Origin of the sequence: Streptomyces sp. RKAG293 (genome assembly GCF_023701745.1) — a bacterium.
Lineage (GTDB): Bacteria > Actinomycetota > Actinomycetes > Streptomycetales > Streptomycetaceae > Actinacidiphila.
Genome location: NZ_JAJOZB010000001.1, coordinates 5,751,165 through 5,777,232, shown reverse-complemented (window position 1 = coordinate 5,777,232; position 26,068 = coordinate 5,751,165). Strand labels below are relative to the sequence as shown.

22 protein-coding genes are annotated in these 26,068 nt (G+C 70.0%); 8 read left to right on the top strand and 14 right to left on the bottom strand.

What is annotated here, in order from left to right; genetic code table 11:
- Positions 1 to 92: 92 nt before the first annotated feature.
- Both LNW72_RS25890 and LNW72_RS25885 read left to right on the top strand, forming a co-directional pair.
- Positions 93 to 1,052 (top strand): GNAT family N-acetyltransferase, encoded by a 960-nt coding sequence (locus LNW72_RS25890; protein WP_250980312.1) that lies wholly within the window; start codon positions 93 to 95, stop codon positions 1,050 to 1,052.
- Positions 1,049 to 1,873, top strand: a complete 825-nt coding sequence (locus tag LNW72_RS25885; protein ID WP_250977564.1) for a transglutaminase-like domain-containing protein — start codon at positions 1,049 to 1,051, stop codon at positions 1,871 to 1,873. The genes LNW72_RS25890 and LNW72_RS25885 overlap by 4 nt, the downstream gene beginning before the upstream one ends.
- A gap of 33 nt (positions 1,874 to 1,906) precedes the next feature.
- On the opposite strand, the gene LNW72_RS25880 is transcribed toward LNW72_RS25885, so the two are convergent.
- From LNW72_RS25880 to LNW72_RS25840, 9 genes are all read right to left on the bottom strand, one after another.
- The gene (locus tag LNW72_RS25880) at positions 1,907 to 2,545 is read right to left on the bottom strand and encodes a response regulator transcription factor (RefSeq protein ID WP_250977563.1); all 639 of its coding nucleotides are present in this window, start codon (positions 2,543 to 2,545) and stop codon (positions 1,907 to 1,909) included.
- Positions 2,546 to 2,571: 26 nt separating this feature from the next.
- Positions 2,572 to 4,800, bottom strand: coding sequence for an MMPL family transporter (locus tag LNW72_RS25875; RefSeq protein ID WP_250977562.1), 2,229 nt, complete (start codon positions 4,798 to 4,800; stop codon positions 2,572 to 2,574).
- Positions 4,801 to 4,949: 149 nt separating this feature from the next.
- Positions 4,950 to 6,134, bottom strand: coding sequence for a sensor histidine kinase (locus tag LNW72_RS25870; RefSeq protein ID WP_250980311.1), 1,185 nt, complete (start codon positions 6,132 to 6,134; stop codon positions 4,950 to 4,952).
- A 115-nt stretch (positions 6,135 to 6,249) separates the two neighbouring features.
- On the bottom strand, positions 6,250 to 6,990 hold the full coding sequence (locus LNW72_RS25865) for an ABC transporter permease (RefSeq protein WP_250977561.1): 741 nt from the start codon (positions 6,988 to 6,990) through the stop codon (positions 6,250 to 6,252).
- Complete coding sequence (locus LNW72_RS25860; RefSeq protein WP_250977560.1) at positions 6,987 to 7,943, bottom strand: ABC transporter ATP-binding protein; 957 nt, start codon at positions 7,941 to 7,943, stop codon at positions 6,987 to 6,989. The genes LNW72_RS25865 and LNW72_RS25860 overlap by 4 nt, the downstream gene beginning before the upstream one ends.
- 116 nt (positions 7,944 to 8,059) lie before the next feature.
- Positions 8,060 to 10,135, bottom strand: coding sequence for a hypothetical protein (locus LNW72_RS25855; RefSeq protein ID WP_250977559.1), 2,076 nt, complete (start codon positions 10,133 to 10,135; stop codon positions 8,060 to 8,062).
- A 140-nt stretch (positions 10,136 to 10,275) separates the two neighbouring features.
- Positions 10,276 to 10,710 (bottom strand): DUF6113 family protein, encoded by a 435-nt coding sequence (locus LNW72_RS25850; protein WP_250977558.1) that lies wholly within the window; start codon positions 10,708 to 10,710, stop codon positions 10,276 to 10,278.
- Positions 10,707 to 11,585 carry an N-acetyl-1-D-myo-inositol-2-amino-2-deoxy-alpha-D-glucopyranoside deacetylase gene (gene mshB / locus LNW72_RS25845; RefSeq protein WP_250977557.1) on the bottom strand — a complete coding sequence of 293 codons (879 nt, stop codon included), beginning with the start codon at positions 11,583 to 11,585 and terminating at the stop codon, positions 10,707 to 10,709. Before mshB ends, LNW72_RS25850 begins: the two co-directional genes overlap by 4 nt.
- Positions 11,586 to 11,616: 31 nt before the next feature.
- Entirely contained in the window at positions 11,617 to 11,811 is a 195-nt protein-coding gene (locus tag LNW72_RS25840; protein ID WP_138351021.1) for a hypothetical protein, read from the bottom strand.
- Between the two features lie 189 nt (positions 11,812 to 12,000).
- Here LNW72_RS25840 and LNW72_RS25835 point away from each other — a divergent pair, with 189 nt between their 5' ends.
- A complete protein-coding gene (locus tag LNW72_RS25835) occupies positions 12,001 to 14,121 on the top strand; it encodes a prolyl oligopeptidase family serine peptidase (RefSeq protein ID WP_250977556.1) in 2,121 nt (706 codons plus the stop codon).
- 48 nt (positions 14,122 to 14,169) lie between these two features.
- Here the strand turns inward: LNW72_RS25835 and LNW72_RS25830 are convergent, their stop codons facing one another.
- On the bottom strand, positions 14,170 to 15,270 hold the full coding sequence (locus LNW72_RS25830; protein ID WP_250977555.1) for a hypothetical protein: 1,101 nt from the start codon (positions 15,268 to 15,270) through the stop codon (positions 14,170 to 14,172).
- Between the two features lie 417 nt (positions 15,271 to 15,687).
- Between LNW72_RS25830 and LNW72_RS25825 the strand changes: the two genes are divergently transcribed.
- The 5 genes from LNW72_RS25825 (at position 15,688) to LNW72_RS25805 (ending at position 21,910) form a co-directional block, all read left to right on the top strand.
- Complete coding sequence (locus LNW72_RS25825; RefSeq protein ID WP_250977554.1) at positions 15,688 to 16,722, top strand: ABC transporter permease; 1,035 nt, start codon at positions 15,688 to 15,690, stop codon at positions 16,720 to 16,722.
- Positions 16,723 to 16,825: 103 nt separating this feature from the next.
- On the top strand, positions 16,826 to 18,616 hold the full coding sequence (locus tag LNW72_RS25820) for an ABC transporter substrate-binding protein (protein ID WP_250977553.1): 1,791 nt from the start codon (positions 16,826 to 16,828) through the stop codon (positions 18,614 to 18,616).
- Between the two features lie 93 nt (positions 18,617 to 18,709).
- The gene (locus tag LNW72_RS25815) at positions 18,710 to 19,687 is read left to right on the top strand and encodes an ABC transporter permease (protein ID WP_250977552.1); all 978 of its coding nucleotides are present in this window, start codon (positions 18,710 to 18,712) and stop codon (positions 19,685 to 19,687) included.
- 11 nt (positions 19,688 to 19,698) lie between these two features.
- A complete protein-coding gene (locus tag LNW72_RS25810) occupies positions 19,699 to 20,760 on the top strand; it encodes an ABC transporter ATP-binding protein (protein ID WP_250977551.1) in 1,062 nt (353 codons plus the stop codon).
- 22 nt (positions 20,761 to 20,782) lie between these two features.
- The gene (locus LNW72_RS25805) at positions 20,783 to 21,910 is read left to right on the top strand and encodes a dipeptide ABC transporter ATP-binding protein (protein WP_250977550.1); all 1,128 of its coding nucleotides are present in this window, start codon (positions 20,783 to 20,785) and stop codon (positions 21,908 to 21,910) included.
- A gap of 117 nt (positions 21,911 to 22,027) precedes the next feature.
- Here LNW72_RS25805 and LNW72_RS25800 read toward each other — a convergent pair whose 3' ends face one another.
- From LNW72_RS25800 to LNW72_RS25785, 4 genes are read right to left on the bottom strand one after another with little or no spacing between them, the layout of a single operon-like run.
- Positions 22,028 to 23,107 carry a dipeptide ABC transporter ATP-binding protein gene (locus LNW72_RS25800; protein ID WP_308402033.1) on the bottom strand — a complete coding sequence of 360 codons (1,080 nt, stop codon included), beginning with the start codon at positions 23,105 to 23,107 and terminating at the stop codon, positions 22,028 to 22,030.
- Positions 23,100 to 24,125 (bottom strand): ABC transporter ATP-binding protein, encoded by a 1,026-nt coding sequence (locus LNW72_RS25795; RefSeq protein ID WP_250977549.1) that lies wholly within the window; start codon positions 24,123 to 24,125, stop codon positions 23,100 to 23,102. Before LNW72_RS25795 ends, LNW72_RS25800 begins: the two co-directional genes overlap by 8 nt.
- Before the next feature lie 12 nt (positions 24,126 to 24,137).
- Complete coding sequence (locus LNW72_RS25790) at positions 24,138 to 25,121, bottom strand: ABC transporter permease (RefSeq protein ID WP_250977548.1); 984 nt, start codon at positions 25,119 to 25,121, stop codon at positions 24,138 to 24,140.
- Positions 25,114 to 26,037, bottom strand: a complete 924-nt coding sequence (locus LNW72_RS25785) for an ABC transporter permease (protein WP_138351031.1) — start codon at positions 26,035 to 26,037, stop codon at positions 25,114 to 25,116. Before LNW72_RS25785 ends, LNW72_RS25790 begins: the two co-directional genes overlap by 8 nt.
- Between the last annotated feature and the right edge of the window lie 31 nt (positions 26,038 to 26,068).

Genomic DNA, 26,068 nt, shown 5'->3' with positions numbered 1-26,068 from the left:
GCTCATCTCGCGCGGGAGCGCGGCGTCGTCGATGCCCGCCTCTAGTATCTCCGTTCCTGGGCACGAGACGAACAAGAGGGGCACTGATGACTATGGATTTCGCCGCCACAGGACGGCTAGTGGTCCGCATCAGCCCTGCTGACGTGGGAAAACGCGTTTCGGTACGGCGGGTACTGGAGATCGCTGACGGGCAGCCTACGTTCAGTGACACCCTCGGTGTTCTCGCATCGTGGGATCACGGAGTGGTGTGCGTCACTCGTCGGGACGGTGAAACCGTCAGGATCGCCGAATCCGCGCTGGTCGCGGGAAAGGTCGTGCCCCCCGCTCCGGTGCGCCGCAGCGCGCGGGTGAGCCCGGCGGAGCTCCAGGAGGCGGCCTCGCGCGCCTGGCCGGCGACGGAGAGCGAGCGGCTCGGGGAGTGGACCCTCAGAGCCGCGGGCGGGTTCACCCGGCGGGCCAACTCCGTTCTCGCGCACGGCGATCCCCAGGTGCCGCTGGACGAGGCGCTGGAGTTCGTCGTGCGCTGGTACGGCGAACGCGGCACGACCCCGTACCTCCAGGTCCCCGACGACGCGCCGCTCGCCGCCGAGCTCGACCGGCGCGGCTGGCTCCGGGAGGCCGACACCCTGGTCCGCACCGCACCCCTCGCGCCGCTCGCGGAACTGCCCGGCGCGGACGCCGTCACCCTGACCCGCGAGCCCGGGGATTCCTGGCTCGCGTCGTACCACCGCACGGGTGACCTGGCGGAACAAGCGCTGAAGGTGGTGCTCGGCGGGCCGTCCGTCTGGTTCGCCACCGCGCCCGGGGCGATCGGGCGCGGCGTGGTGGACGGCCGGTGGGCGCTGTTCGGTGCCGTCGAGGTCGAACCGGCGTTCCGGCGGCGGGGGCTCGCCACCGCCGTGATGGCCGCGCTCGCCCGCCGGGCCGTCGAGGAGGGCGCGTCGTTCGCGTACCTCCAGGTCGAGGCGGACAACGACGCCGCACGGGCGCTGTACGACCGGATGGGTTTCACCACCCATCACGGCTACCACTACCGCCGGCCGTCGCCGTGACGGGCCCGTGGCGTGAGCGCTTCGCGGAGGCGGCCCGCGAGGAGCGGCCCGACCTCGCCGAGCTGTGTCTGCTGATCGGCGCGGAGGCCGGTCCGGAGTTCGGCCAGACCGGTCTGGACGCGGCGCAGATCGAGCTCGACCGGCTGGCCGGAATGCTGCCCTACGGCCTCACGACGCCCGACGACTGGGCCCGCGCGCTGTCCGCGCTCCTCGGCGGCACCTGCGGCTTCGCCGGGCTGCCCGCCGACTACGGGCGGCTGGAGTCCTCGCTGCTGCACGAGGTGCTGCGCCGGCGGCGCGGGCTGCCGATCCTGCTGTCGGTGGTCTGGATCGAGGTCGGCCGGCGGGCCGGCGCCCCCGTCTACGGAGTGGCCCTGCCCGGCCATTTCGTCGTCGGCCTGGGCGATCCCGCCGGGCACTTCGTGCTCGCCGACCCGTTCCACGGCGGCCGGGTGCTCGACTCCGACGACGCCGGGCTGCTCGTCGCGGGCGCGACCGGCGCCCCGCTGGCGCCGGACATGCTGGTGCCCGCCGACCCGCTCGACATCGTGCTGCGGGTGCTCAACAACATCCGCGCCTGGGCGGCCGCCCGGCCGGAGGAGATCGGCGTGCAGCTGTGGGCCGTCGAGCTCGCCCTGCTGCTCCCCCGGCACCCGGCCCGGCTGCGCTACGAACGCGCCCAGCTCCTCGTACGGCGCGGTGACTACCTCCAGGGTGCGGCCGAGATGGAGGCCTATGCGGAGATGCTGAAGATCATCGACCCGGAGGCCGCGAAGTCCATCCAGGGACAGGCCAGATCGGCGCGCGCGCTGCTGAACTGAGCCGCCGGGCAGGCGCCGCTGTGACGACGGGCCCTAGAGCCAGCCCTTCTCGCGGGCGATCCGCACCGCTTCGGCCCGGTTGCGGGCGCCCGTCTTCTGGATCGCCGTCGAGAGGTAGTTGCGGACCGTGCCCTCGGACAGCAGCAGGCTCCGTGCGACCTCCGCGTTCACCGAACCGTCGGCCACCGCCCGCAGCACGTCCCGCTCGCGGGCGGTCAGCGGGTCCGCCCCGTCGGCCAGCGCCGCCGCCGCGAGCGTCGGGTCGATGACCCGCTCCCCGCGCAGCACCCGCCGTACCGCGTCGGCCAGCTGGGACGCCGGCGCGTCCTTGACGAGGAACGCCTCGGCGCCGGACTCCATCGCGCGCCGCAGGTACCCGGGGCGGCCGAACGTCGTGACGATCACGATCCTGATGTCCGGCAGCGCCTTGCGCAGCTGCGCCGCCGCCTCGATCCCGGTCAGGCCGGGCATCTCGATATCGAGCAGTGCCACGTCCGGTGCGTAGGCACGGGCCGCCGCCAGCACCTCGTCGCCACGGGCGACCTGGGCGACCACCTCGATGTCGTCCTCCAGGCCCAGCAGCGTGGCCAGCGCTTCCCGCACCATCGACTGGTCGTCGGCGAGCAGGACTCGTACGTTCCGTGCGGGTGGCTCGCCGCTGGCCTCAGTCATACGGCCAGAGTAGGGCCGCCGCGCCGTCAGGCCGCCGTACCTTCGGCGTCCACGTGCGGCAGCACCCGGTCGAGCCAGCGCGGCATCCACCAGGCGTGCCGGCCGAGCAGCGTCATGACCGCCGGCACCAGCAGCAGCCGGACGATGGTGGCGTCGATCAGGACGCTCACCGACAGGCCGAGACCCAGCATCTTGATGACGATGTTGTCGCTGAGGATGAACGCGGCGAAGACGCTCACCATGATCAGTGCGGCGCAGGTGATCACCCGTGCGGTGATCTCCAGACCGTGCGCGACGCTGCCCTTGCTGTCCCGGGTGCGCTCCCAGGCCTCGTGCACCCGGGAGAGCAGGAACACCTCGTAGTCCATGCTGAGCCCGAAGACGATGGCGAACATCATCATCGGCACATAGCTCTCGATCGGGACGGTGCCGTTGACGCCGAGCGACGGGCCGCCCCAGCCCCACTGGAACACCGCGACCACCACCCCGTACGAGGCGGCGATCGACAGCAGGTTGAGCACGGCGGCCTTGAGCGCCACCAGCAGCCCGCGGAAGACGGTCAGGATGATGATGAAGGCCAGCCCCACCACCACCGCGATGATCAGCGGCAGCCGTGCGGAGATGAGGTCCAGGAAGTCCACCTGGGCGGCGGTCGTCCCCGTCAGATAGGTGCGGGCGGCGGTGCCCGACACCGCCTTCGGCAGGACGTCGTCCTCGAGGTGGTTGGTCAGATCCGTGGTGCCCGCGGCCTGCGGAACGACCTCGGAGATCGCGGTGGAGATCAGCACCTGACCGTTGCTGGTGGGCTGCGGCGGGCTGATGCTCGCCGCGCCGGGCACGCCGGTGAGCGCCTTCTGCACCGAGGTGGCCAGCGCCGCCCGGTCGGCGGACGGTACGTCGGTCTGGTCGACCACGATGGTCAGCGGACCGTTGGCACCGGGCCCGAAGCCCTCGCTGATCAGGTCGAACGCCCGCCGGTCGGTGAAGCTGGTCGGATCGGCGCCGTCATCGATATGGCCGAGCCGGATCGACAGCAGCGGGATCGCCAGGACCGCGATCACCACCACCCCGCCGAGCAGGAACCACCAGGGGCGGCGCTCCACCCGCTGGGCGTACCGGTGCCAGCCGCCCTGCGCCTCGCCCTCCAGGCCCTGGGTGCCCTCCGCGACGGGCTTGCGGAAGGTGAAGCGGTCGATCCGGCGGCCGATCAGTCCGAGCAGCGCGGGGACCAGGGTGAGCGCGCCCAGCACCGCTGTGACCACGGTGACGCCCGCCGCCACGCCCAGCTTGCCGATGAAGCTGACCCGCGACACGTACAGGCCGAGCAGCGCGACGATCACCGTGCAGCCGGAGACCAGGACCGCCCGGCCACTGGTGGCCACCGCCCGGCCCGCCGCGACGGGCGGATCGTCGCCGTCCATCAGGAGCTGGCGGTAACGGGTGATCAGGAACAGCGCGTAGTCGATGCCCACGCCGAGCCCGATCATCGTGGCCAGGGTCGGCGAGACGCTCGCGAAGGTGGAGGCCGCCGCCAGCAGGCTCAGACAGCTCAGCCCGACGATCACCGCGATCAGTGCGCTGACCAGCGGCAGGCCGGCGGCGATGGCGCTGCCGAAGCCCACCAGCAGGACGACCACCGCGACGGCGAACCCGATGGCCTCGCTGGTGAAGTCCTTGGTGTCGGGCCGGGCGGCCTCGCCGAGCGGGCCGCCGTACTCGACGTCGATGCCCGCGGACCGCAGGGAGGCGACGGCGCCGTCGACGTTGTCGACCAGGGATTCGCCGATCGACGTGGGATTCTTGTCGAAGCGGACGGTGATGTAGCCGATCGTCCCGTCCTTGGAGATCGCACCCGTCGGCGGGGCGGACGCCGAGGCCGGCAGCGGGTTCACCACCGAGGTGACGTGCGGGACCTTCTGGAGCGCGGCGACGGTCTGGTTGATCTGGTCCGTGACGCCGGTCAACGGGCCCTTCGCGTCGTGCATGACCACCTGGCCGGCGGTGCCGCTGGAGGCCGGGGCGTTCTTCTGGAGCACCTGCTGGCCGGTGTTCGACTGGGTGCCCGGCAACGAGAAGTCGTCCGAGTACGTGCCGCCGAAGGTGTTCTGCAGGACGTGCAGCCCGGCCAGGGCGACCAGCCAGACGATGATGACCACGACGAAACGCCGGGCGCACCATTCACCGAGTCTGCGCAGTGCTCCCGCCCGCTCGGAGCCGGGCCCCGGTCCGGCGCTCTTGGCACGTCGTGCAGCCATGCGTTCTCCCTGGAGCCCTGGGATGCGTACGGCGATCGGCGGACCGGCGCCGGCCGAGGCGGCCTTCGGCTCGTGATAGGTAGCCGAGGAAGCTCCAAGGGAAACCGGCACACGGCCGAACGGGGTGCGCGACGCCGCCGCGTACCAGGTCAGGCGAGGGGCGGAACCGTCACCACGGGGGTACGGCGCGGCACGCTCGCGCTGAGCGTGAAGCCGGTCGGCGCCGCCGGTCCTGTGGTGAGGCTGCCGCCGGCGAGCAGCAGGCGCTCCTCCAGGCCGGAGAGGCCGTTGCCGGGGCCGCCGGCGGGGCCGCGGCCGTTGTCCGTCACGGTGAGGACGACGGTGCCGGCGCCGTCGTCGGACCGCTCGGCGAGGGTGATCACGCAGCGGGTGGCGCCGCTGTGCCGGATGACATTGGTGATCGCCTCGCGGAGGGCCCAGGCCAGCGCGCCCTCGGTGTCCGGGGCGAGCGCCGGCGGGGTCGCTGTGTCGTCCTCCGCGGCCGCGGAGGGCGGCAGCTCCACCGGGAGGTCGGCGGCGATGCCGGCGGCGGCCAGCGCGGTACGGGCACCGGCCAGTTCGGTCGCCAGCGTGGGGCGGCGGTAGCCGCTCACCGCCTCCCGGACGTCGACGAGCGCCTGGCGGCTGACCTTCTCGATGTCGGCGACCTGCTGCGCGGCGTCCACCGGACGGTCCGGGAGCATCCGGCCGGCCAGCTCGCTCTTGAGGGTGATCAGGGACAGCGAGTGGCCGAGCAGATCGTGCAGATCACGGGCGAGCCGCAGCCGTTCCTCGGTCGCGGCGAGCTGCGCCACGGTCTCCCGCGCCTCGCGCAGCTCCCGCATCGTCTGGACGAGTTGTCTGATGCCCACCATCGCGAACCCTCCGAGGAGGCAAGGGATCAGCAGCGCCGGAAAGAGGTCCCGCTGGGTGTCGACGAAGGAGCCGATGAGGGCGAGCGCTCCCGTGGCGGCCGGGATCAGCCACCGGGACCGGGCCGGCGGCAGAACAGCCCCGCACGCCACCGAGACATAGACGAAGAGCACCAGCCAGGGCTTGCCCAGGGTGGCCGAGGTGAGCGCCGCCAGCGCGGCGAGGGCGCACAGCACCCAGTACACCCAGCGCTTCTGCTCCTCGGTGTTGGTGCGCAGGAAGACCAGCGACAGATAGGCGAGGACGAATCCCGTGAGGCCCATCGAGGCCAGGACCACCACCGGGGTCCCGTGGCCGCCGTGCACCAGGTCGTCCACCGGGGCGCCCAGGTAGAGCATCCAGATGGCGATCCACAGCAGCTTGACCACGGCCTGCCTGCGGGTCTCCGGCACGCGGCCCATGGAGGTGGAGTCGGCGGCCTCCAGCTCCGCGCGCCACGGCGACCAGTTCTCTCGTCCGGCGCGGGCGCCGGCTGCGGACTGCATGGGCTTCGCGGGCTTCACGGGCTTCACGGTGTCACGCCTTCTGGGTGTCCTTGCGGTACAGGTACGCCGCGCCGCCCGCGAAGACCAGCAGATAGACCAGCAGGATGGCGATGTCCTTCACATGCGGGGCGTCCCCGAGCTCCACGGCCTGGCCGAGCGACGCGTAGGGGCGGGCCGGCAGGTACTGGGCGATGTTCTGCATCCACTGCGGGAAGGACGTGAAGGGCACCCACAGGCCGCCCAGCAGCGCCAGCGCGAAGTAGGCGATCATCGAGATCGGCCGGGCGACATCGGCGGACGCGACATAGCCGATGGCCACCCCGAGCGCCGCGAAGACGAAGCTGCCGGCCCAGCTGCACAGCAGGATCGCGACCCACTGCCAGGCGTCCAGGCGCACCTGCTTCACGGCCGCGCCGACGATCATGACGAGCAGGATCGACGGCAGGCTGATGGTGGCCGCCGAGGCGATCTTCGCGGTGACGTAGCCGCGGCCGGGCAGCGCGGTCAGCCGCAGCTGGCGCACCCAGCCCTTCTCGCGCTCCCGGGCGATCCGCTCCGCGTTCCCCATCAGGACCGCCGTCATGGCGCCGAACGCGGACATCGCGACCATGAAGTACGCGACCGTCGACAGGTCCGTGCCGGGCAGCTTCGCCTTGGGGTCGGTGCCGGCCGTGATGATCAGGAAGAGCAGCGGCGGATAGATCACCGAGAAGAACATGAACTTCTTGTTGCGCAGGACGCGCAGGATCTCCAGCTTGATCAGAGTCTTCATCGCTCTTCCGCCTCCTCGGCGGATGCTGCGTCGGTGATGGCGAGGAACGCCTGCTCCAGGCCGAGGCCCGCGACTTCGAGATTGCGGGGGTAGAGCCCCAGGCCGTAGACCGCGTGCATCGTCGCGTCGGCGTCGTCGGAACGGATCCGGACGGTGGCCCCCGACACCTCGACGCCCACCAGGTGCGGCAGCGCCCTGAGCGCGGGCTCGTCGATCGCGCCCTGGAGGTCGAAGGTGATCCGGCGGGCACCGGCCCGCGCCTTGATCTCGGCGGCGGTGCCGTCGGCGATGAGCCGGCCGCGGTGCAGGACCAGGACGCGGTCCGCGATCGCGTCCGCCTCCTCCAGGTAGTGGGTGGCGAACAGCACCGTGCGGCCCTCGTCGACCCGGCGGCGCATCGTCGCCCAGAACGCCTGACGGGCGGTGACGTCCATCCCGACGGTCGGCTCGTCGAGCACGATCAGATCGTTGTCGCCGGCGGTGGCGAGCGCGAAGCGGACCCGCTGCTCCTGGCCGCCGGAGAGCTTGTTGACCTTGCGGTCGCCGATGTCGGTGATGTCGGCGGTGGCCAGCACCTCGTCCACCGGGTAGGCACGCGGGTGCAGCGCGCAGGCCAGGGAGATGATCTCCCGCACCGTCACGTCCTCCATGAGGCCGCCGCTCTGCAGCATCGCGCCGACCCGGCCCTGCGCGATGGCCTGCGCCGGGGTGGTGCCGAACACCTTGATGCTGCCGGAGTCGGGGTTGCGCAGCCCGAGGAGCAGATCGAGGGCCGAGGACTTGCCGGCCCCGTTGGGACCGAGCAGCGCCACGGTCTCGCCGGGGTGCAGGGTCAGGGTGAGGTCGGCGACAGCGTGCACAGGGCCGAAGCTCTTGTTCACGCCGCTGAAGCCGACCACGGGTTCGCCCGTGGCGGGCCCGTCGGTCGCGGTCTGTACGGCTGGTGCGGTCATGGCATCAGCTTCGCCGAGCGGCGGGCCCTCCCGGCAGTGCCGGACATCGTGTCTTCCGCATGACAGATGTCATGATCCGGACCGCTGCCGGGGGGCCAGGACGATACGACCTCGCGCTACTTCGCCACGTGCGGGATCACCACGGTCTTCTTGGACTGGTCCGACGAGTTCAGCGCCGGCAGCATCGCGTCGGCGACGTCCTTCGGGGTGACGGCGGTCTTCGTGCCGTTGTCCCGCACGATGAGCACGCCGCTGAACGCCTTGCCGTACAGGTCCTTGAGGACGGCCAGGTCGAAGGACGGCTGGAGCTTGCCGTCGGCGTCCGCGACCATCGTCAGGAACTTGGGCAGCGACTTGTTCGGGCCGAACGGGACCTTGTGCGAGCCGTCGGCCTTCACGGTGACGATCCCGGCCATCGCGGACTTCCCGAAGCCGGCGATGGCCTCGTCGATCTGGGCCTGGGTGACCTTCGGCTGCACGGTCGTGGCGGTCAGTTCCACCGGCTGGTCCCGGCCCGTCTCGGCGCGGGTCCGGTACGCCTCGCTGACCTTCTTCATCGAGCCGTTGACGTCGACGGCCTGCCGCGGGCTGCCGGGTACGCCGACGGCCTTGCCGCTGACGAACTTCACCATGCCCTCGGCACCGGATCCGCCGGCCGCCTGCTGCGACAGGTTCTGCAGCGCGGACTTCAGCTTCTCGTCGTCCTCGACCAGCACCGGTTCGGCCGGCCGCGCTCCGCCGAGGAGCGAGCCGATCACCGAGACCGGGTTGTAGTCGGTGTGCGCGACGGAACGGACGGTGGCCAGGTTGTCGATGGAGAGGCCGGCCACCGAGGGCTTGAGCTCCAGCGTCCGGGCGCCGATCTTCACCTTGATCGGTGCCGTGATGCGGTTGCCGAGCTTCGCGTCGAGCGTCTTGACGGCTTCGTCGCGCGACTTCCCGCCGATGTCGACACCGAGGACGGTGGTGCCCTTGGGCACTTCCGCGTGGTTCATCAGCAGACCCGCGCCGTAGGCGATGCCCGCGAGGAAGACCAGGAGGCCACCCGCCAATATCACCTTGGAGCGGCCCTTGGGCTTCGCCGGCGTGCTGTCCGCCTCGAAGCGGTACGAGTCCTCGCCGGCGGCCGGCGGCTTGGGCGTCCTGGGGCCGGCGGGCACCGTCGGGATGCCGCTGACCAGCGTGTCACCCGACACGCGCCCACCGGGAGCACCCGGGGCGGCGGGAGCACCGGGCCCGGGGACGCCGGGGGCGGGCCGGCCCGCGAGGGGCAGCCGCGCGGCGCCGGTCACCGGACCGGTGGTCGGTCCCGCCGGTCCCTGCGGGCCCTGGCCGGCGGGCGGCTGGTAGGCGGGGAATGGCATGGTTCGGTCGCCCTCGCCGGGCGCTCCGCCCGGCCCGAACGGCGGGCCGTTGAACGCCGGGTCGGCGAAGCCGGGATCACGGTAGGACGGGTCGCTGAACGCCGGGTCCTGCGGGGCCAGCGGGTTCGAGCCGGGCCACGGGGTGTCGTCCGCGTTCCCGGGGAAGGAGCCCGCGCCGCCGAGCGGTGTGCCCATCGGCGGCGCCAGATACGGGCCCGCCGTCGGCTGTCCGGCGGCCGGCCGGCCGCCGGCGTCGGGACGGGACCCCGGCCGGGGGTCGCGGCCGTCGTCGGGGAACTGCAGTCCCGCCACGTTGATCGGCTGGGTGCTGTCCGCTGCCGGAGGCGGCGTCGGACCCGGTGCGGGGGACGGCGCGGGAGCGGCCGCCGACGACTTCCGGGGGGCGAACCAGTCGCTGGTCCGCTCCGGCCCGGGGGCCTCGTCCGGCTCCGGCTCCCCGGCCGGCTCGGCGGCGGGCGCCGGCCCCGGCACGGCGTTCCAACTGGAAGCGGGGCGGCCCGGGTCGGGGTCGCCGGACGGTTCCGCGGGAGTGCGGTCCTCGACGGGGGTGCGCATGACCAGCGGCGGAATCGGCCGGGATCCGGGGATGTTGATCCGGATCCGGGTGGTCATCGTGGTCTCGGTCCTGGGCTCCTCGGCGGCCGGCGGCACCGGCGCTTCGGGCGTGGCGTCGCCGTCCTGCGACCCCTCCTGCGGGTGCAGCGACGGAAACGGGCGGGTTCCGTACGGCGGGGTCCCCGACGGGTACGCGGCCCCGCCGCGACCCCCCTGGTTCCCGGAGGACGAACTGTCAGTTTCACGACTCAAAGCAGGCTCTCCCGGTTAGCTTCGCCACCTCACGGCCATCCTCAGGCGGCTCGCCAGCGCGCACCACCATACTGGGCGGCGCCGGAGCGATCCCCGTGACCGGTGGAACGCTCGCTCCTCAGCACACCACGGACAGCGGGTCAGCCGCCAAGTCGGGCGTCATTAGCCCCGGATGAGGGCAATTGCGGCAAAGTGGCGCAGACCACTCCCGCGAGCGCTCCCCCCAACAGGTAGATGTACGGGCCGATGCCGGCCGCGAAGAGGAAGTCGCCCTCGGGCCGAGCGGAGCTCAGCAGCATCACGGTGATGAGCCACACGACGCCCGGCACCACCGCCCCCAACCGGGTGCCGGTGAGCTTCACCCCGCCGTAGAACAGCCCCGCGACTCCCGCCAGCGCGAGCAGCAGCCCGCCAGGGAACCAGCCGTCCTGGACCAGCGCGCCCGCCCCGCCGACCAGCGCGGCGAGCACCCCGAGCACGAAGTACGACCCGATCCGGGCCGTGCCGCCCATCCCCGCGCGCCCCGCCGCTTCCCCGGCCTGTTTGCCCGCACGCGGCGTCGTGGCCGGACTCATACCCGCACCCCGGCGAACAGGTCGTCCTCGCGCTCCGCGCCCGCGGTCCCCTGCGCCAGCAGGTAGTACTCGGTGGGGAACAGCGGCTGCCCGAGGTCGTTGGAGAGGGCGAAGAACGGGCCGTCCACCACGATCTGGGTGAAGTGGGCGCGCATCGCCGCGGCCTTGCGCTCCCCGTACGCGGTCCCGCCGATCGCCGCCGTCACCTTCGCGTCGTCGACCACACCCGGTACGTCGTCGACCGAGGCGATCCCCTCGAACGGGCCCCCCTCACTGGAAAGCAGGGCCTTCCCGGCCGCCCTGAGGGCCGCGAAGCCCTCCTCGACCACGGAGCGCGGTACGCAGTTCCAGTAGATCTTCTCGACGCCGTGGCCCTCGGCCGCGGCCAGCTCGGCCGCGCGCATCGCGACGCGGTGCGCCTGGATGTGGTCGGGGTGCCCGTAGCCGCCGTTCGGGTCGTAGCCGATCAGGACCTGCGGCCGGATCTCCCGGATGACCTCCACGAGCTGGCCGGCGGCCTCGTCCAGGTCGGCCTGCCAGAAGCAGTCCGGGTTCTCGTTCTGGACGACGCCCATCATCCCGGAGTCGCGGTAGCGGCCGGGCCCGCCCAGGAAGCGGTGATCGGTGACCCCGAGCTCCTTCATCGCCTCGGCGAGCTCTCCGATGCGATGCCGGCCGAGGGTGTCGTCGCGGTCCGCGGCCAGATGCGCGAGATCGGTCGGGATGACCTCGCCCTCTTCGCCGAGAGTGCAGGTCACGAGGGTGACATGAGCGCCTTCGGCCGCGTACTTGGCCATCGTCGCGCCATTGTTGATCGACTCGTCGTCCGGGTGCGCATGGACGAGCAGCAGCCGCCTGGGAGGGAGATCGCTCATGGGGAGAGCGTAACGACCCGGGGTGTGCCCCTCAGAACTTGAAGCCCCCGATCATGCCCGCGACGCTCGTCGTCAGCTGCTGGATCGTCGGGGCCACGGAGGAGCTCGCCAAGTAGAAGCCGAGCAGCGTGCAGACCACCGCGTGACCGCCTTTGAGCCCAGACTTCTTGACCAGCAGGGCCACGACGATCAGCAGCAGCAGCACCGCCGAAATCGATAGCGCCACAACGGCTCACCTCCCAGGTACGCAGGGGCACGACACTTGCCAGTTGCTACTAACCCTTACCCACACACGGCAACTGATCATAACTTTCCGTGCCACCGCATATCTCGGTGCACGGAAGCACGCGGGGGCGCATAGCCGGTTTTCCGCCAGACCCGCTGAGCGCCGGTACGGGCCTCTAGGGTCGGTGGCATGACTGAAGAGCTCTCGTTTCCCCGTCAGCACGCCCGGACGCAGCGCTTCTCGCTGGGCTCGCCCCGGGCGTTCACCGTCTCGCCGGACGGGGAGCGCGTGGCGTTCCTGCGGTCCCGGTCGGGGACCGACGCGTCGAATCTGCTGTGGATCCTCGATCCGGCATCCGGTCAGGAGCGGATCGCCGCGGATCCGGCGGCGCTGCTGGCGGGGGCCGGCGAGGAGCTCTCCGCGCAGGAGCGGGCGCGGCGGGAGCGCAGCCGTGAGGGGTCGTCCGGGGTGGTCGGTTATGCGGTGGACCGGGCCGTGGAACTGGCGGCGTTCGCGCTCTCCGGGCGGCTGTTCGTGGCCGAGCTGCGGGCCGGGACGGCGCGCGAGCTGACCACCGCGGGCCCCGTCGTCGACCCCCGGCCGTCGCCCGACGGGCGCCGGGTGGCGTACGTCGCGGGAGGCGCGCTCCGGGTCGTCGACGCGGACGGCGGCAACGACCGGGCGCTCGCGGAGCCGGACGGCGACGAGGTGACGTGGGGGCTGGCGGAGTTCATCGCGCAGGAGGAGATGGCCCGCAGCCGCGGCTTCTGGTGGGCGCCGGACGGTGAGCGGCTGCTGGCCGCCCGGGTCGACGAGAGCCCCGTACAGCGCTGGTGGATCGCCGACCCGGCCCATCCGGGCCGCCGCCCGGCCGAGATCGCCTATCCGGCGGCCGGTACGGCCAACGCGGTGGTGACGCTGGCGCTGGTCGGCCTCGACGGTTCCCGGGTGGACGTGGAGTGGGACCGGGAGCGCTACCCGTATCTCGCGCAGGTGCACTGGTCGGCGGCGGGACCGCCCGTCCTGCTCGTGCAGGCCCGTGACCAGCGCAGTCAGCTCTTCCTCAGCATCGACACCGACTCCGGCCACACCCACCCGGTGCACGCGGAGGAAGATCAGGATTGGCTTGATCTTTTCCCCGGGGTGCCGGCCTGGACGCCGGAAGGGAAGCTGGTCCGGATCGCCGAGGAGGCCGGGGCGCGCGTCCTGGTCGTCGGCGACCGGCCGCTGACCGGCGCGCAGCTGCACATCAGGGCCGTGCTCGACATCACCGCGGACGACGTCCTCGTCTCGGCGTCGGCCGGTGCCGCGGCGGACACCCCCGAGATCGGCGAGATCCACGTCTACCGGGTGGGCGGACACGGCGTCACCCGCGTCTCGGACGAGCCGGGCGTGCACTCCGCGGTCCGCTCCGGGTCCCTGACGGTGCTCAGCTCGGCGACGCTGGAGACCACCGGCGCCCGGGTGCGGGTCCTGCGGGACGACAAGCCGGCCGCCGTCATCACCTCGTACGCCCAGCAGCCCGCGCTGCGGGCGGTCGTCCGGCTGACCGAGGCGGGCGACCGCCGGATCCCGGCGGCGGTCCTGCTGCCGACCGGATACCGGGAGGGCGACGGGCCGCTGCCGGTGCTCATGGACCCGTACGGCGGGCCGCACGGCCAGCGCGTGGTGTCCGCGCACAACGCCCACCTGGTCTCGCAGTGGTTCGCCGACCAGGGCTTCGCGGTGATCGTCGCGGACGGCCGCGGCACCCCCGGCCGCTCCCCCGCCTGGGAGAAGTCCGTCGTCGGCAATCTCGCCGGGGTGACGCTGGACGACCAGGTCGACGCGCTGCACGCGCTGGCCGGCACGTACCCGCTGGACCTGGACCGGGTCGGCATCCGCGGCTGGTCGTACGGCGGCTATCTCTCCGCGCTCGCCGTGCTGCGCCGCCCCGACGTCTTCCACGCGGGCGTCGTCGGCGCGCCGGTCACCGATCTGCGGCTCTACGACACCCACTACCAGGAGCGCTACCTCGGCCACCCGGACGAGCACCCCGAGGTGTACGCCGCCAACTCCCTCGTCACCGACGAGGGGTTGTCGGGCGCTGCGGACCAGGTCCGGCCGATGATGATCATCCACGGTCTCGCGGACGACAACGTCCTGGTGGCGCACTCGCTGCGGCTGTCCTCCGCGCTGCTGGCGGCGGGCCGCCCGCACGAGGTGCTGCCGCTCTCCGGGGTCACGCACATGACCCCGCAGGAGGAGGTCGCGGAGAACCTCCTGCTGCTCCAGGTGGCCTTCCTCAAGCGGACGTTGGGCGTCGCGTAGTACCTGACGCCAGCCGCCGGCCGCGACCCGCGCCCGCAGTCCCGCCCGCTACCGGCCGGGCGGTGCCTGCGGGCGCGGTGGCGTGTTCGGCGGGTACTCCGGCGGGAGCGGCGGCGGGCCGCCGAACGGCGACTGGCCGTACGGGGCGTCGTTGTACGGAGCGGGGGCCGGCGGTGCGCCCCAGGCGCCGTACTGACCGCCGGGTGCCCCCCAGGCGGGCACTACGGGCGGACGGTAGGTGCCGCGCAGCGCGAGCAGCAGGATGATCAGGAGTCCCGCGACGACCTCCACGACGGAGGTGAGCTGCTGCAGGATGTCGGTGGTGTCCAGGTCGCCGAACTCGAAGAGCATCTTCTGCTTGGCGTAGAGGTCCAGCGTGAACACCGCGTAGACGGCCAGCAGCCACCCCAGTGCCATGCCCAGCGGGCGCGCGACCGGCTTCCGGGCGAACGCCTGCACCGCGGTGACCATGCACAGCACGATCACCACCCAGTCGACCCAGAAACCCGGTGGGGCGAGCAGCACGCCGGAGGGCTGTTTCCCGGTGAACTGGCGCCAGTACGAGAACGGCCCCATGCGGTCCGAGGTGAAGTGCTGGATGTAGTACGCCTCCCAGGCCAGCGATGCCAGCGCGAGGAAGATCAGCAGCAGCCCGCCGAAGATCGCGGGTCCGGTACGCGGCGGAGCGGGCGGCTCACCGTCGGCCGGTGAGACGACCGGGCGGCGTCCGGCGGCCGCGACGACGATGAGCGCCACGCCGACGAGGACCGCACCGATCGCGGTGAACAGCGCCCGGTCCCGCAGGTGAAGACCCCTGGTTTCGTCCTCGGTCATGATCCACAGCAGCGGGAGCCGGAAGGACAGCGTGAGCACTCCGGCGGTCACGAAGGCGCCCGAGGCGATCGGTTTTGCGGCCGCCAGCAGGGCGCCCAGATAAACGATCACCAGAATCACGTCGGTCAGGGACGTGCCGAGCGGTGCATGCTCCTGACCGGGGAAAATCCGTCCGATCCAGGTCAGAAATGTGTCTTTGACGCCCACATTGCCGATGTCCCGGCCGATCCAAATGATCTCTGCAGCAATGAGAACGACACAAATGATCCCGCCCGCGGCCCGCGCTCCCCGCGCCAGCACATTGCCCTGATTCAAGGCCATCTCCCCCCAGGCACACCGTTCCCATAGATATACCCGTACATCAGGGAGGGGAACAGGCTTTCCCCGAACGGCAATCGGCCGGGGCACCCGCAGGCGTCCCGGCCGGTCCACGGCACCCGCACGGCCGTACGCTGTTCAGAGTGCTACGTCCGTATATCGGTGTTGCGACAGTCAAGTTGCTTACGTGTAAACGCGTTTGATCCGCAAAGATACCCAAATGCCGTCCGAAAAGGATCATTGTCAAGCACGCGGGCGCGGCAATCTGCACAATCTTCGCTCAAGAAGAGCCCATGCGCAGTTTCTTCCCCCGCCACCCCCTTGACTGGAGGATGAATCCATTGCCAAAGTCCGCTCAACCCGCGACGAAGTTTTCAGTCGCGACGACAGACTCCTGGTGTGGGGGCATTCGTTATGACGAGTCAAACCCAGGCCGTGGTCACGGACGCCAATGACGGCTCCATCGACCCGGCGGCTCAGACCCAGGGCCTGGGCAAACAGGCCGGCGACATCGTCGGCTTCTCCCCCGGCCAACTCATGTGGCGGCGCTTCAAACGCGACCGTACCGGAGTCATCTCCGCGTTCGTAGTCATTTTCTTCTTCGCCATCGCGATCCTGGCGCCGGTGATCTCCAAGCTCTACGGCAAGGACCCCTACACCCTCTACGGGCAGAACAACTCCGACCTGCTCAACGAGTTCGGGTACCCGGTGGCGCCCAACGGCGGGGTGAGCAGCAGCTTCTGGTTCGGCATCGAGCCGGGACTCGGCCGCGACGTCTTCACCCAGCTGCTGTACGGGATCCGCACCTCGCTGTTCATCAGCGTCGCGGTCACCCTGGCCACGGTGACGACCGCCATCCTGCTCGGCATCACCTCCGGCTACCTCGGCGGCCGGGCCGACTACTTCATCGGCCGCATCTCCGACCTGCTGCTGGCGTTCCCGTCGCAGCTGTTCTTCGTGGCCTTCATGCCGATCGTGGTGGCGATCTTCGTCGATCCGCAGGACGAGACGCCCACCTATCTGCGCGTCACCGCACTGATCGCCGTCCAGTGGTTCCTCGGCTGGATGGGCCTCTCCCGCATCCTGCGCGGCCAGGTACTCAGCCTGCGCGAACGGGAGTTCATCGAGGCGGCCAAGGTCACCGGTGCGTCGTCGTGGCGCATCGTCCGCCGCGAGCTGCTGCCGAACCTGGTCACACCGATCCTGGTGCAGGCCACCTTCATGCTTCCCGGTTTCGTGACCGCGGAGGCCGGTCTCTCCTTCCTGGGCGTCGGCATCATCGAGCCCACGCCGGACTGGGGCCGGATGTTCGCCAAGGGTGGTGACATCGCCCAGAACGACATCACCTACATGTTCTTCCCCGGCATCGCCATGGTGATCTTCATCGTCGCGTTCAACCTGCTCGGGGACTCGGTCCGGGATGCGTTCGACCCGAAATCGGGACGCTGAAGCCGTACCGCGGGGGCGCACCGCCGCCCCAGCACCGGATGAGTCAGTCAGCACAACAGCCATCGACGAACAGGTAGGTGTAGAGACAGCTATGACGGTCTACATGCGTAGAACGAAGGCCACCCTGGTGGCCGTGGCGGCGGGCGCGCTGATGCTCACCGCGTGCAGCAGCGGCGGCGGCGGTACGAGCAAGAACGACACCAAGGACAAGCAGGACCAGAACGCGAAGCAGCAGCAGTCCCAGATCACCTTCGGTGACGCCGCCGCCTCCTCGGGTCCCGCAGAAGAGGTACCGGGGGCCAAGCCCGGCGGCACGCTGCACGCCCTGGAGCGCGACAGCTTCACCCACCTCGACCCGGGCCAGATCTACGTCAGCAACGAGGGCCAGCTCGCCACCCTCCTGCACCGCGGCCTGACGACGTACAAGCTCGACAGCAAGGGCAAGTACAGCGTCGTCGGCGACCTCGCCACCGACAGCGGCAAGGAGACCGACGCCGGCAAGACCTGGACGTACACGCTCAAGGACGGCATCAAGTTCGAGGACGGCACGCCGATCACCTCGAAGGACATCCGCTGGTCGGTGGAGCGGCTGTTCGCGCCGTTCATCACCAACGGCCCGGCCTACCTGCAGCAGTGGCTCGCCAACACCGCCGGCTCCGACTACCGCAAGCTGCTCCCGGACGGCCCGTACAAGGGCGCGCACCTGCCGGACTCGCTGCTGCAGACCCCGGACGCCAAGACCATCGTCTTCCACTTCCCGACGGCGCAGCCGGACACCCCGTACCTGATGGCCATGGCGGGCTACGCGGTGGTCGACTCCGCGAAGGACACCAAGGAGAAGTACGACAAGGCGCCGGTCGCGTCGGGTCCGTACAGGATCAAGTCCTTCGAGAGCGGCAAGTCCATGACGCTCGTGAAGAACACCAACTGGGACCCGAAGACCGACCCGGCGCGCCACCAGTACGTCGACACCTTCGACATCACGTTCAACCACCAGGCACCGGACTCCACCAAGCGCCTGATGTCGGACGCCGGTGAGAACCAGACGTCGCTGAGCTTCGCGAACGCCGTGGACACCAAGAGCACCCCGACCGTCGTCGGAACCGCTTCGATCTTCAAGCGCACGGTCTCCGGCTACCAGCCGTTCGTGGGCCAGATCAACTTCAACATGAAGAAGATCACCGACCTCCAGGTCCGCAAGGCGCTCGCACTGGCCATCCCGACCAAGCCGGTCTGGCAGGCCCTCGGTGCCTCGTACGGCGCGGAGTACGCGGGCGGCTACATCAGCCCGACCCTCGCCGGGTACCAGAAGAGCGACCCGCTGGGCAAGGTCGCCAAGCCCGACGGTGACCAGGTCGCCGCGAAGAAGATCCTCACCGACGCGGGCAAGCTCAACACCAAGATCACGTACGCGTACATCAACACCGCCGCGGGCCAGGAGTACTCGGTCGCCATCGCGGACGCGCTCAAGAAGGCCGGCTTCGACGTCCAGCGCAAGGACCTGCCGTCCGACACGTACTACGACCTGATCGGCAAGGTCGACAACCCCTACGACATCTACGCGAGCGCGTGGGGCGCCGACTGGCCGAGCACCCTGACCGTCATCCCGCCGGTCTTCGACGGCCGCACGATCGCCGACCAGGCGCCGAACTACTCTCACGTCAACGACCCCAAGATCAACTCGGATATCGACCGCATCAAGGCGATCACCGACCCCAAGCAGGCCGCTGATGAGTGGTTCAAGCTCAACACCTACATCACCACCGAGGTGATCCCGGGTGTCCCGACGGTCTTCTACAAGCAGCTCCAGCTCTTCGGCTCCAAGGTCGGCGGCGTCGTCTACAACAACGTCACCTCCGGCATCGACCTGACGAAGCTCTTCGTCAACCAGTAAGCACCGCAGACGCCTTCCGGCGGGACCGGGGTCCCGGTCCCGCCGGCGGGCGGCACAGCCCACCGCCGCCGTCCTCTGAGAGCTGCGACTGTCATGCTTCGATTCCTCGTACGCCGGACGCTCGGCGCGCTAGTCATCCTGCTCTTCATCAGCGCCTTCACCTACTTCCTGTTCTTCGCGATCCCGCACGACCCGGCACTGCTGTCGTGCGGCAAGAACTGCACCCCCGACAACATCGCGCTGATCCACAAGAACCTCGGTCTCGACAAGCCGATCCCCGTCCAGTACTTCAACTACATGGTGGGGATCTTCGCGGGACGGCACTTCAGCGTCGGCGACTGCTCGGCCCCCTGCTTCGGCTACTCGTTCGCCAACTCGGACCCGGTCTGGCCGACCATCCTCAACCGCTTCCCGCTCACGCTCTCGCTGGCAGCGGGCGGCATCGTGGTCTTCCTGCTCGTCGGCCTCGGCGCCGGCATGCTGGCGGCCTGGCGGCGCGGCACCTTCATCGACAAGTTCTTCAGCTCGGTGTCGCTGGTGCTCAGCTCGATGCAGATCTACTTCGTCGGCCCGATCGTGCTGGCCCTGCTGGTCTACAACAACCAGATCATGGACCAGCCCAAGTACGTCCCGATCAGCGAGGATCCCATCGGCTGGTTCAGCGGGCTGCTCATCCCCTGGTGCGTGCTGTCGATCATCTTCACCGCCGGCTACACGCGTATGTCGCGGTCCACGATGATCGACCAGCTGCAGGAGGAACACGTCCGCACCGCCCGCGCCAAGGGCATGTCGAGCCGCTATGTGTTCTTCCGGTACGCGTGGCGCGGCTCGCTGATCCCGATCGTCACCATGCTGGGCCTGGACATCGGCACCCTGCTGGGCGGCGCGATGATCACCGAGTTCACCTTCTCGCTCGCCGGCATCGGACGGCTGGCCGTGGACTCGGTGCTCAGGACGGACCTGCCGATGCTGATGGGCGTGATGCTGTTCAGCGCCGCCCTGATCGTCCTGTTCAACATCATCGTGGACGCCGCCTACGCGTTCATCGACCCGCGCGTGCGCCTCTCCTAGGAGCCCCGTCAGTGACCACCATGACCAAGACCGAGGGAGAACCGGCCCTGCCCGGGACCGATCCGTTCCTCTCCGTGCGTGATCTGCATGTGCGGTTCTCCACCGAGGACGGCATCGTGAAGGCCGTCGACGGGCTCTCCTTCGACCTCGAACGCGGCAAGACGCTGGGCATCGTCGGCGAGTCGGGCTCCGGGAAGTCCGTGACGAACCTGACGGTGCTCGGGCTGCACAACCCGATGAGCACCACCGTCACCGGCGAGATCCTGCTGGACGGACAGGAGCTGACCGGGGCGAGCAACCGCACCCTGGAGAAGCTGCGCGGCAACAAGATGGCGATGATCTTCCAGGATCCGCTGACGGCGCTCTCGCCGTACTACACGGTGGGGCGGCAGATCGCCGAGCCGTTCATGAAGCACACCGGCGCGAGCAAGCGCGAGGGCCGGGCGAAGGCCATCGAGATGCTGGAGAAGGTCGGCATCCCGCAGCCGAAGACCCGGGTGGACGACTATCCGCACCAGTTCTCCGGCGGTATGCGGCAGCGCGCGATGATCGCGATGTCGCTGATCTGCAATCCGGACCTGCTCATCGCGGACGAGCCGACCACCGCACTCGACGTGACCGTCCAGGCGCAGATCCTGGACCTGCTCAAGGACCTCCAGCAGGAGTTCGGCTCGGCGATCATCCTGATCACCCACGACCTGGGGGTCGTCTCCAAGATCGCGGACGATCTGCTGGTGATGTACGCGGGCCGGGCCGTGGAGCGCGGCTCGGTGCGGGAGGTCATCAAGTCCCCCCAGCACCCGTACACCTGGGGTCTGCTCAGCTCGATGCCGCGGCTGTCCTCGGACGTCAACGAACCGCTGAGCCCGATCCCCGGCACCCCGCCGAGCCTGCTCAATCCACCGACCGGCTGCGCGTTCCACCCCCGGTGCGAGTTCACCGGGCTGGTCGGCGGTACGCGCTGCGGCACCGACCGCCCGGACCTGCCGGCGGGCCGGGGGTCCGCCTGTCATCTGACCGCAGAGCAGAAGCAGTCCGTATTCATCGAGAAGATTCAGCCCCGGCTGGGCTGACCGGTCATCTGGGGCGAGCATCATGAGCAACGACACCACCATCACCAAGGCCGACGCGGTCCCTTCACCGCGCGACGGCGCCTCGGGAGAGGCACTGCTCGAAGTCACCGGCCTCACCAAGCACTTCCCGATCCACGCCGGTTTTCCGTTCAAACACAAGGTCGGCGCGGTCCAGGCGGTCGACGGTATCGATCTGACCATCCACACCGGTGAGAGTTTCGGTCTGGTCGGTGAGTCCGGCTGCGGCAAATCCACCACCGGCCGGCTGATCACCCGGCTGCTCGAACCGACGGGCGGAAAGATCTCCTATCGGGGCCGGGACATCACCCGTGCCTCCCGCAAGGAGATGATGCCGGTCCGCTCGGAAATTCAGATGATCTTCCAGGACCCGTACTCGTCGCTCAATCCGCGGCAGACGGTGGGAACGATCATCGGCGGCCCGATGGAGATCAACCACATCAATCCGCCCGGTGGCCGCGAACAGCGGGTCCGGGAACTGCTGGAGACCGTCGGACTCAATCCCGAGCACTACAACCGCTTTCCGCATGAATTCTCCGGCGGCCAGCGGCAGCGCATCGGCGTCGCCCGCGCTCTCGCCCTGGAACCGAAACTCATCGTGGCCGACGAACCCGTCTCGGCCCTCGATGTCTCGATCCAGGCGCAGGTCGTCAACCTGCTGCAGAAGGTCCAGGCGGAAATGGGGATCGCGTTCCTCTTCATCGCCCATGACCTGGCCATCGTGCGGCACTTCACCCAGCGGGTCGCGGTGATGTACCTCGGCAAGATCGTCGAGGTCGGCGACCGGGACTCGATCTACAACCGGCCCCGCCACCCGTACACGCACGCCCTGCTCTCGGCGGTCCCCGAGGTCGACATCGACGGGGAGGACCGGGAGCGCATCCGGCTGGCCGGCGACGTCCCGTCCCCGATCAACCCGCCGTCGGGCTGCCGGTTCCGTACGCGCTGCTGGAAGGCGCGCGATGTGTGCGCCTCGGAGGAACCACCGCTGATCCAGCTCGGCGGCAACCGGGACGGCCACCTCACGGCGTGCCACTTCCCCGAAGAACCGACGATCGCGGCAAGGGACGAGGACATCATCCTCGACCCGGCGCTGGCCGCGATCGAGGGGGCGGCCGAAAAGACCCTTTGACCCGGGCTCCCGTCCTCCGTTCGGCCCGCGGCCCGTACCCGGACACCCCAGCAGCACCCGGGTACGGGCCGTGGCGTGCGCCCGCCCCGACGGCCGTCGGAGCCGGCGCCCGCCCGGTCAGTCCTCCCTCGGGACCACCTGCTTCTCCTCCGCGAAGTGGCAGGCGCTGTCGTGCGCGGCGGGCGAGTCGAGCCCGCGGAACACCGCAGGGACGGCCAGCAGCGGCTCCTCGAGCGTGCAGCGCTCCTGCGCCTTCCAGCAGCGGGTGCGGAACCGGCAGCCGGACGGCGGGTTGGCCGGGGACGGTACGTCGCCGACGAGGATGATCCGCTCGCGCCGGTCGCGGGCGTCCGGGTCGGGAACGGGGACGGCCGACAGCAGCGCCTGGGTGTACGGGTGCGTCGGGTGCTCGTAGATCTGGTCGTCGTTGCCGATCTCGACGACCTTGCCGAGGTACATCACGCCGACCCGGTCCGAGATGTGCCGGACGATCGACAGGTCGTGGGCGATGAACATGTACGAGAGGTTGAACTCCTCCTGCAGCCGCCCCATCAGGTTCACCACCTGTGCCTGCACCGACACGTCCAGCGCGGAGACCGGCTCGTCCGCCACGATGATCTCCGGGCGCAGCGCCAGGCCGCGGGCGATCCCGATGCGCTGCCGCTGGCCGCCGGAGAACTGGTGCGGATAGCGGTTGATGTACTCGGGGTTGAGGCCGACCACGTCCAGCAGGTCCTCGACCGCCTTGCGGCGGTCGCCCTTCGGGGCGACCTCCGGGTGGATCTCGTACGGCTCGCCGATGATGTCGCCGACCGTCATGCGCGGGTTCAGCGACGTGTACGGGTCCTGGAACACCATCTGGATGTTGCGGCGGACGACCTTGAGGGCCTTCCCCGACAGCTTGGTGATGTCCTCGCCCTTGTAGAGCACCTGACCGGCCGTCGGGGTCTCCAGGTTCATCAGGAGCCGGGCGACGGTGGACTTGCCGCAGCCGGACTCGCCGACGATGCCGAGCGTCTCGCCCTGGTAGAGGTCGAAGTCGACGCCGTCGACCGCCTTCACCGCGCCGACCTGCTTGCGGAAGAGGATGCCCTGGGTCAGCGGGAAGTGCTTGACCAGGCCGCGGACACTCAGGATCGGCTCCCGGTCCGACGCTCCGGCGGGCACCTTCGTCAGGTGGGTCGTGGTGTCACTCACCGATGGTCTCCGTCCAGAAGTGACAGGCGCTGGCCCGTGTCCCGCTGACCTCGTACAGCGGCGGCACATCGGTGCGGCAGATGTCCTGGGCCATCGGGCAGCGCGGGTTGAACGCGCAGCCGGCCGGGATGTGCAGGAGGTTCGGTGGCAGGCCCTTGATCGCGTAGAGCTCCTGGCCCTTCTGGTCCAGGCGCGGGATCGACCGGAGCAGGCCCTTGGTGTACGGGTGGGCGGGCTTCCGGTAGATCTCGTGCACGGGCGAGGTCTCGACGATCCGGCCCGCGTACATCACCGCGATCTTGTCGGCGACGTCCGCGACCACGCCGAGGTCGTGGGTGATCAGGATGAGACCCATGTGCAGCTCGCGCTGGAGCTCGGCGAGGAGCTCCATCACCTGCGCCTGGACCGTCACGTCCAGCGCCGTCGTCGGCTCGTCGGCGATGATCAGGTCGGGCTCCAGGGCCATCGCCATCGCGATCATGATGCGCTGGCGCATGCCGCCGGAGAACTGGTGCGGGAAGTCGCCCACCCGCTGCCTGGCCGCGGGGATGCGCACCCGCTCCATCAGCTCGATCGCCTTGACCTTGGCGTCCTTGCGCGACATCCCCCGGTGGACGGTGAACATCTCGCCGAGCTGCTCACCGACGCTCAGGACCGGGTTCAGCGAGGACAGCGCGTCCTGGAAGATCATCGCCATCCGCTCGCCGCGCACCCGGCGGCGGGCCTCCTTGCCCATCGTCAGCAGGTCCTGGCCCTGGAAGACGATCTCGCCCTGGGTGACGAAGCCGGGCGGCGAGTCCAGGATGCCCATGATCGCCTGCGCGGTCACCGACTTCCCCGAGCCCGACTCGCCGAGCACCGCCAGCGTCTCGCCCGCGCTCACCGTGTAGTTGACGCCGTTGACGGCCTTGGCCACACCGTCGCGGGTACGGAATTCGACGTGCAGGTCCCGCACGTCCAGCAGGACCCCCTGCGGGTCCGGCGGATCCTGCTCGACCTGCGTGATCAGGCTGGTCATGGAACGCCTCCGTCAGCGCAGCTTGGGGTCGAGGGCGTCGCGCACCGCGTCGCCGAGCATGATGAACGCGAGCACGGTGATGCTCAGCGCGCCCGCGGGCCACAGCAGCATGTGCGGTGCGTTGCGGATCTGGGTGGACGCCGCCGAGATGTCGATGCCCCAGGAGACGGTCGGCGGCTTGAGGCCCACCCCGAGCCAGGACAGCGTCGCCTCCAGCGCGATGTACGTGCCGAGCGCGATGGTCGCGACCACGATCACCGGGGCGACCGCGTTCGGTGCGATGTGCCGCAGCAGGATGCGGCTGTGGTTCGCCCCCAGCGCCTTGGCCGCCTGGACGTAGTCGTTCTGTTTGGCGGTGATCACCGAACCGCGCGCGATGCGGGCGATCTGCGGCCAGCCGAGCAGCACCATGAAGCCGATGACCGGCCACACCGTGGAGTTGGTGACGACCGACAGGAAGACCAGGCCGCCGAGGATGATCGGGATGGCGAAGAAGATGTCACTGATCCGGGAGAGCACCGCGTCCGAGGTGCCGCCGAAGTAACCGGCCAGCCCGCCCAGGATGCCGCCCAGCAGCGCGACGCCCGCCGTGGCGCAGACGCCGACGGTGACCGACGCGCGGGCGCCGTACACCACGCGCGTGTAGACGTCGCAGCCCTGGTTGTCGTACCCGAAGGGATGGCCGGGCTGGGAGCCCTGCTGGGACTTGGACAGATCGCACTGGAGCGGGTTGCCGCTGGCGATCAGCGACGGCCACAGCGAGATGACGATCAGGAAGAGGATCAGCAGCGAGGAGATGATGAAGATCGGGTTGCGCCGCAGGTCGTGCCAGGCGTCGGACCACAGGCTGCGGGGCTTGCCCGTCGGGCCGCCCGGTTGCGGTGCGTGGCCCGGCGCGTGATCGAGCGTCTGGGCCTCGGAGGCGGCCAGGTCCATCGATCCGCCCATGCCGGTGGGGGCGACGGACTCGTTCGATCGGTCGTACTCCTCAGGCATACCGAATCCTCGGGTCCAGGACCGCGTAGAGCAGGTCGACGAGCAGGTTCGCCAGCAGGAAGACGATCACCAGGATGGTGACGAAGCCGACCACTGTCGCTGAGTTGTGCCGGAGGATGCCCTGGTAGAGCTGGTATCCGACACCCTGGATGTTGAAGATCCGCTCGGTGACGATCGCGCCGCCCATCAGGCCGCCGATGTCCGTCCCGATGAAGGTGATCACCGGGATGAGCGAGTTGCGCAGCAGGTGCCGCAGGATGACGCGGCGCCGGGGCAGCCCCTTGGCGACCGCGGTGCGGACGTAGTCGGCGCGGGTGTTCTCGGCGATGGACGTCCGGGTCAGCCGGGTGACGTACGCCAGCGAGACCAGGGCCAGCACGATGCCGGGCAGGATCAGTTCGTTGAGCGGTGCTTCCGGCGATACCGATGGCTCGCCGATGCCCCATTGCACCGCGATCACGTACTGCAGCACATAGCCGAGCACGAAGACCGGGATGGAGATCACGACCAGCGTCATCAGCAGCACCGAGGTGTCGATGGGGCGGCCGCGGCGCATACCGGTGATCACACCGAAGGTGATGCCGATGACGATCTCGAAGAAGATCGCGACCAGCGTCAGGCGCAGCGTCACCGGGAAGGCGCTCTTCATCAGTTCGGTGACGGGCTGCCCGTTGAACGCGGTCCCGAAGTCACCGGTGAAGATGTTCCCCATGTAGTCGAGGTACTGATGCCACAACGGCTTGTCGAGGCCGTACTGGTGCCGGATCTGCGCGGCCGTGGCGGGGTCGGGGGCGCGGTCGCCGAAGAACGCGGCCACCGGGTCGCCGAGCGCGTACACCATCACGAAGATCAGGAACGTGGCGCCGATGAACACCGGGATCATCTGCAGCAGGCGCCGGATCACATAGCGTCCCATGGGGCCTTCCCCAAAGTCGGGCGGTGGCCCG

Coding starts and splice junctions, on each gene's coding strand:
- LNW72_RS25890 (WP_250980312.1), top strand. CDS start 93: ATGGATTTCGCCGCCACAGGACGGCTAGTGGTCCGCATCAGCCCTGCT.
- LNW72_RS25880 (WP_250977563.1), bottom strand. CDS start 2,545: ATGACTGAGGCCAGCGGCGAGCCACCCGCACGGAACGTACGAGTCCTG.
- LNW72_RS25875 (WP_250977562.1), bottom strand. CDS start 4,800: ATGGCTGCACGACGTGCCAAGAGCGCCGGACCGGGGCCCGGCTCCGAG.
- LNW72_RS25870 (WP_250980311.1), bottom strand. CDS start 6,134: ATGGGCCGCGTGCCGGAGACCCGCAGGCAGGCCGTGGTCAAGCTGCTG.
- LNW72_RS25865 (WP_250977561.1), bottom strand. CDS start 6,990: ATGAAGACTCTGATCAAGCTGGAGATCCTGCGCGTCCTGCGCAACAAG.
- LNW72_RS25860 (WP_250977560.1), bottom strand. CDS start 7,943: ATGACCGCACCAGCCGTACAGACCGCGACCGACGGGCCCGCCACGGGC.
- LNW72_RS25850 (WP_250977558.1), bottom strand. CDS start 10,710: ATGAGTCCGGCCACGACGCCGCGTGCGGGCAAACAGGCCGGGGAAGCG.
- mshB (WP_250977557.1), bottom strand. CDS start 11,585: ATGAGCGATCTCCCTCCCAGGCGGCTGCTGCTCGTCCATGCGCACCCG.
- LNW72_RS25835 (WP_250977556.1), top strand. CDS start 12,001: ATGACTGAAGAGCTCTCGTTTCCCCGTCAGCACGCCCGGACGCAGCGC.
- LNW72_RS25825 (WP_250977554.1), top strand. CDS start 15,688: ATGACGAGTCAAACCCAGGCCGTGGTCACGGACGCCAATGACGGCTCC.
- LNW72_RS25820 (WP_250977553.1), top strand. CDS start 16,826: ATGCGTAGAACGAAGGCCACCCTGGTGGCCGTGGCGGCGGGCGCGCTG.
- LNW72_RS25815 (WP_250977552.1), top strand. CDS start 18,710: ATGCTTCGATTCCTCGTACGCCGGACGCTCGGCGCGCTAGTCATCCTG.
- LNW72_RS25805 (WP_250977550.1), top strand. CDS start 20,783: ATGAGCAACGACACCACCATCACCAAGGCCGACGCGGTCCCTTCACCG.
- LNW72_RS25795 (WP_250977549.1), bottom strand. CDS start 24,125: ATGACCAGCCTGATCACGCAGGTCGAGCAGGATCCGCCGGACCCGCAG.
- LNW72_RS25790 (WP_250977548.1), bottom strand. CDS start 25,121: ATGCCTGAGGAGTACGACCGATCGAACGAGTCCGTCGCCCCCACCGGC.
- LNW72_RS25785 (WP_138351031.1), bottom strand. CDS start 26,037: ATGGGACGCTATGTGATCCGGCGCCTGCTGCAGATGATCCCGGTGTTC.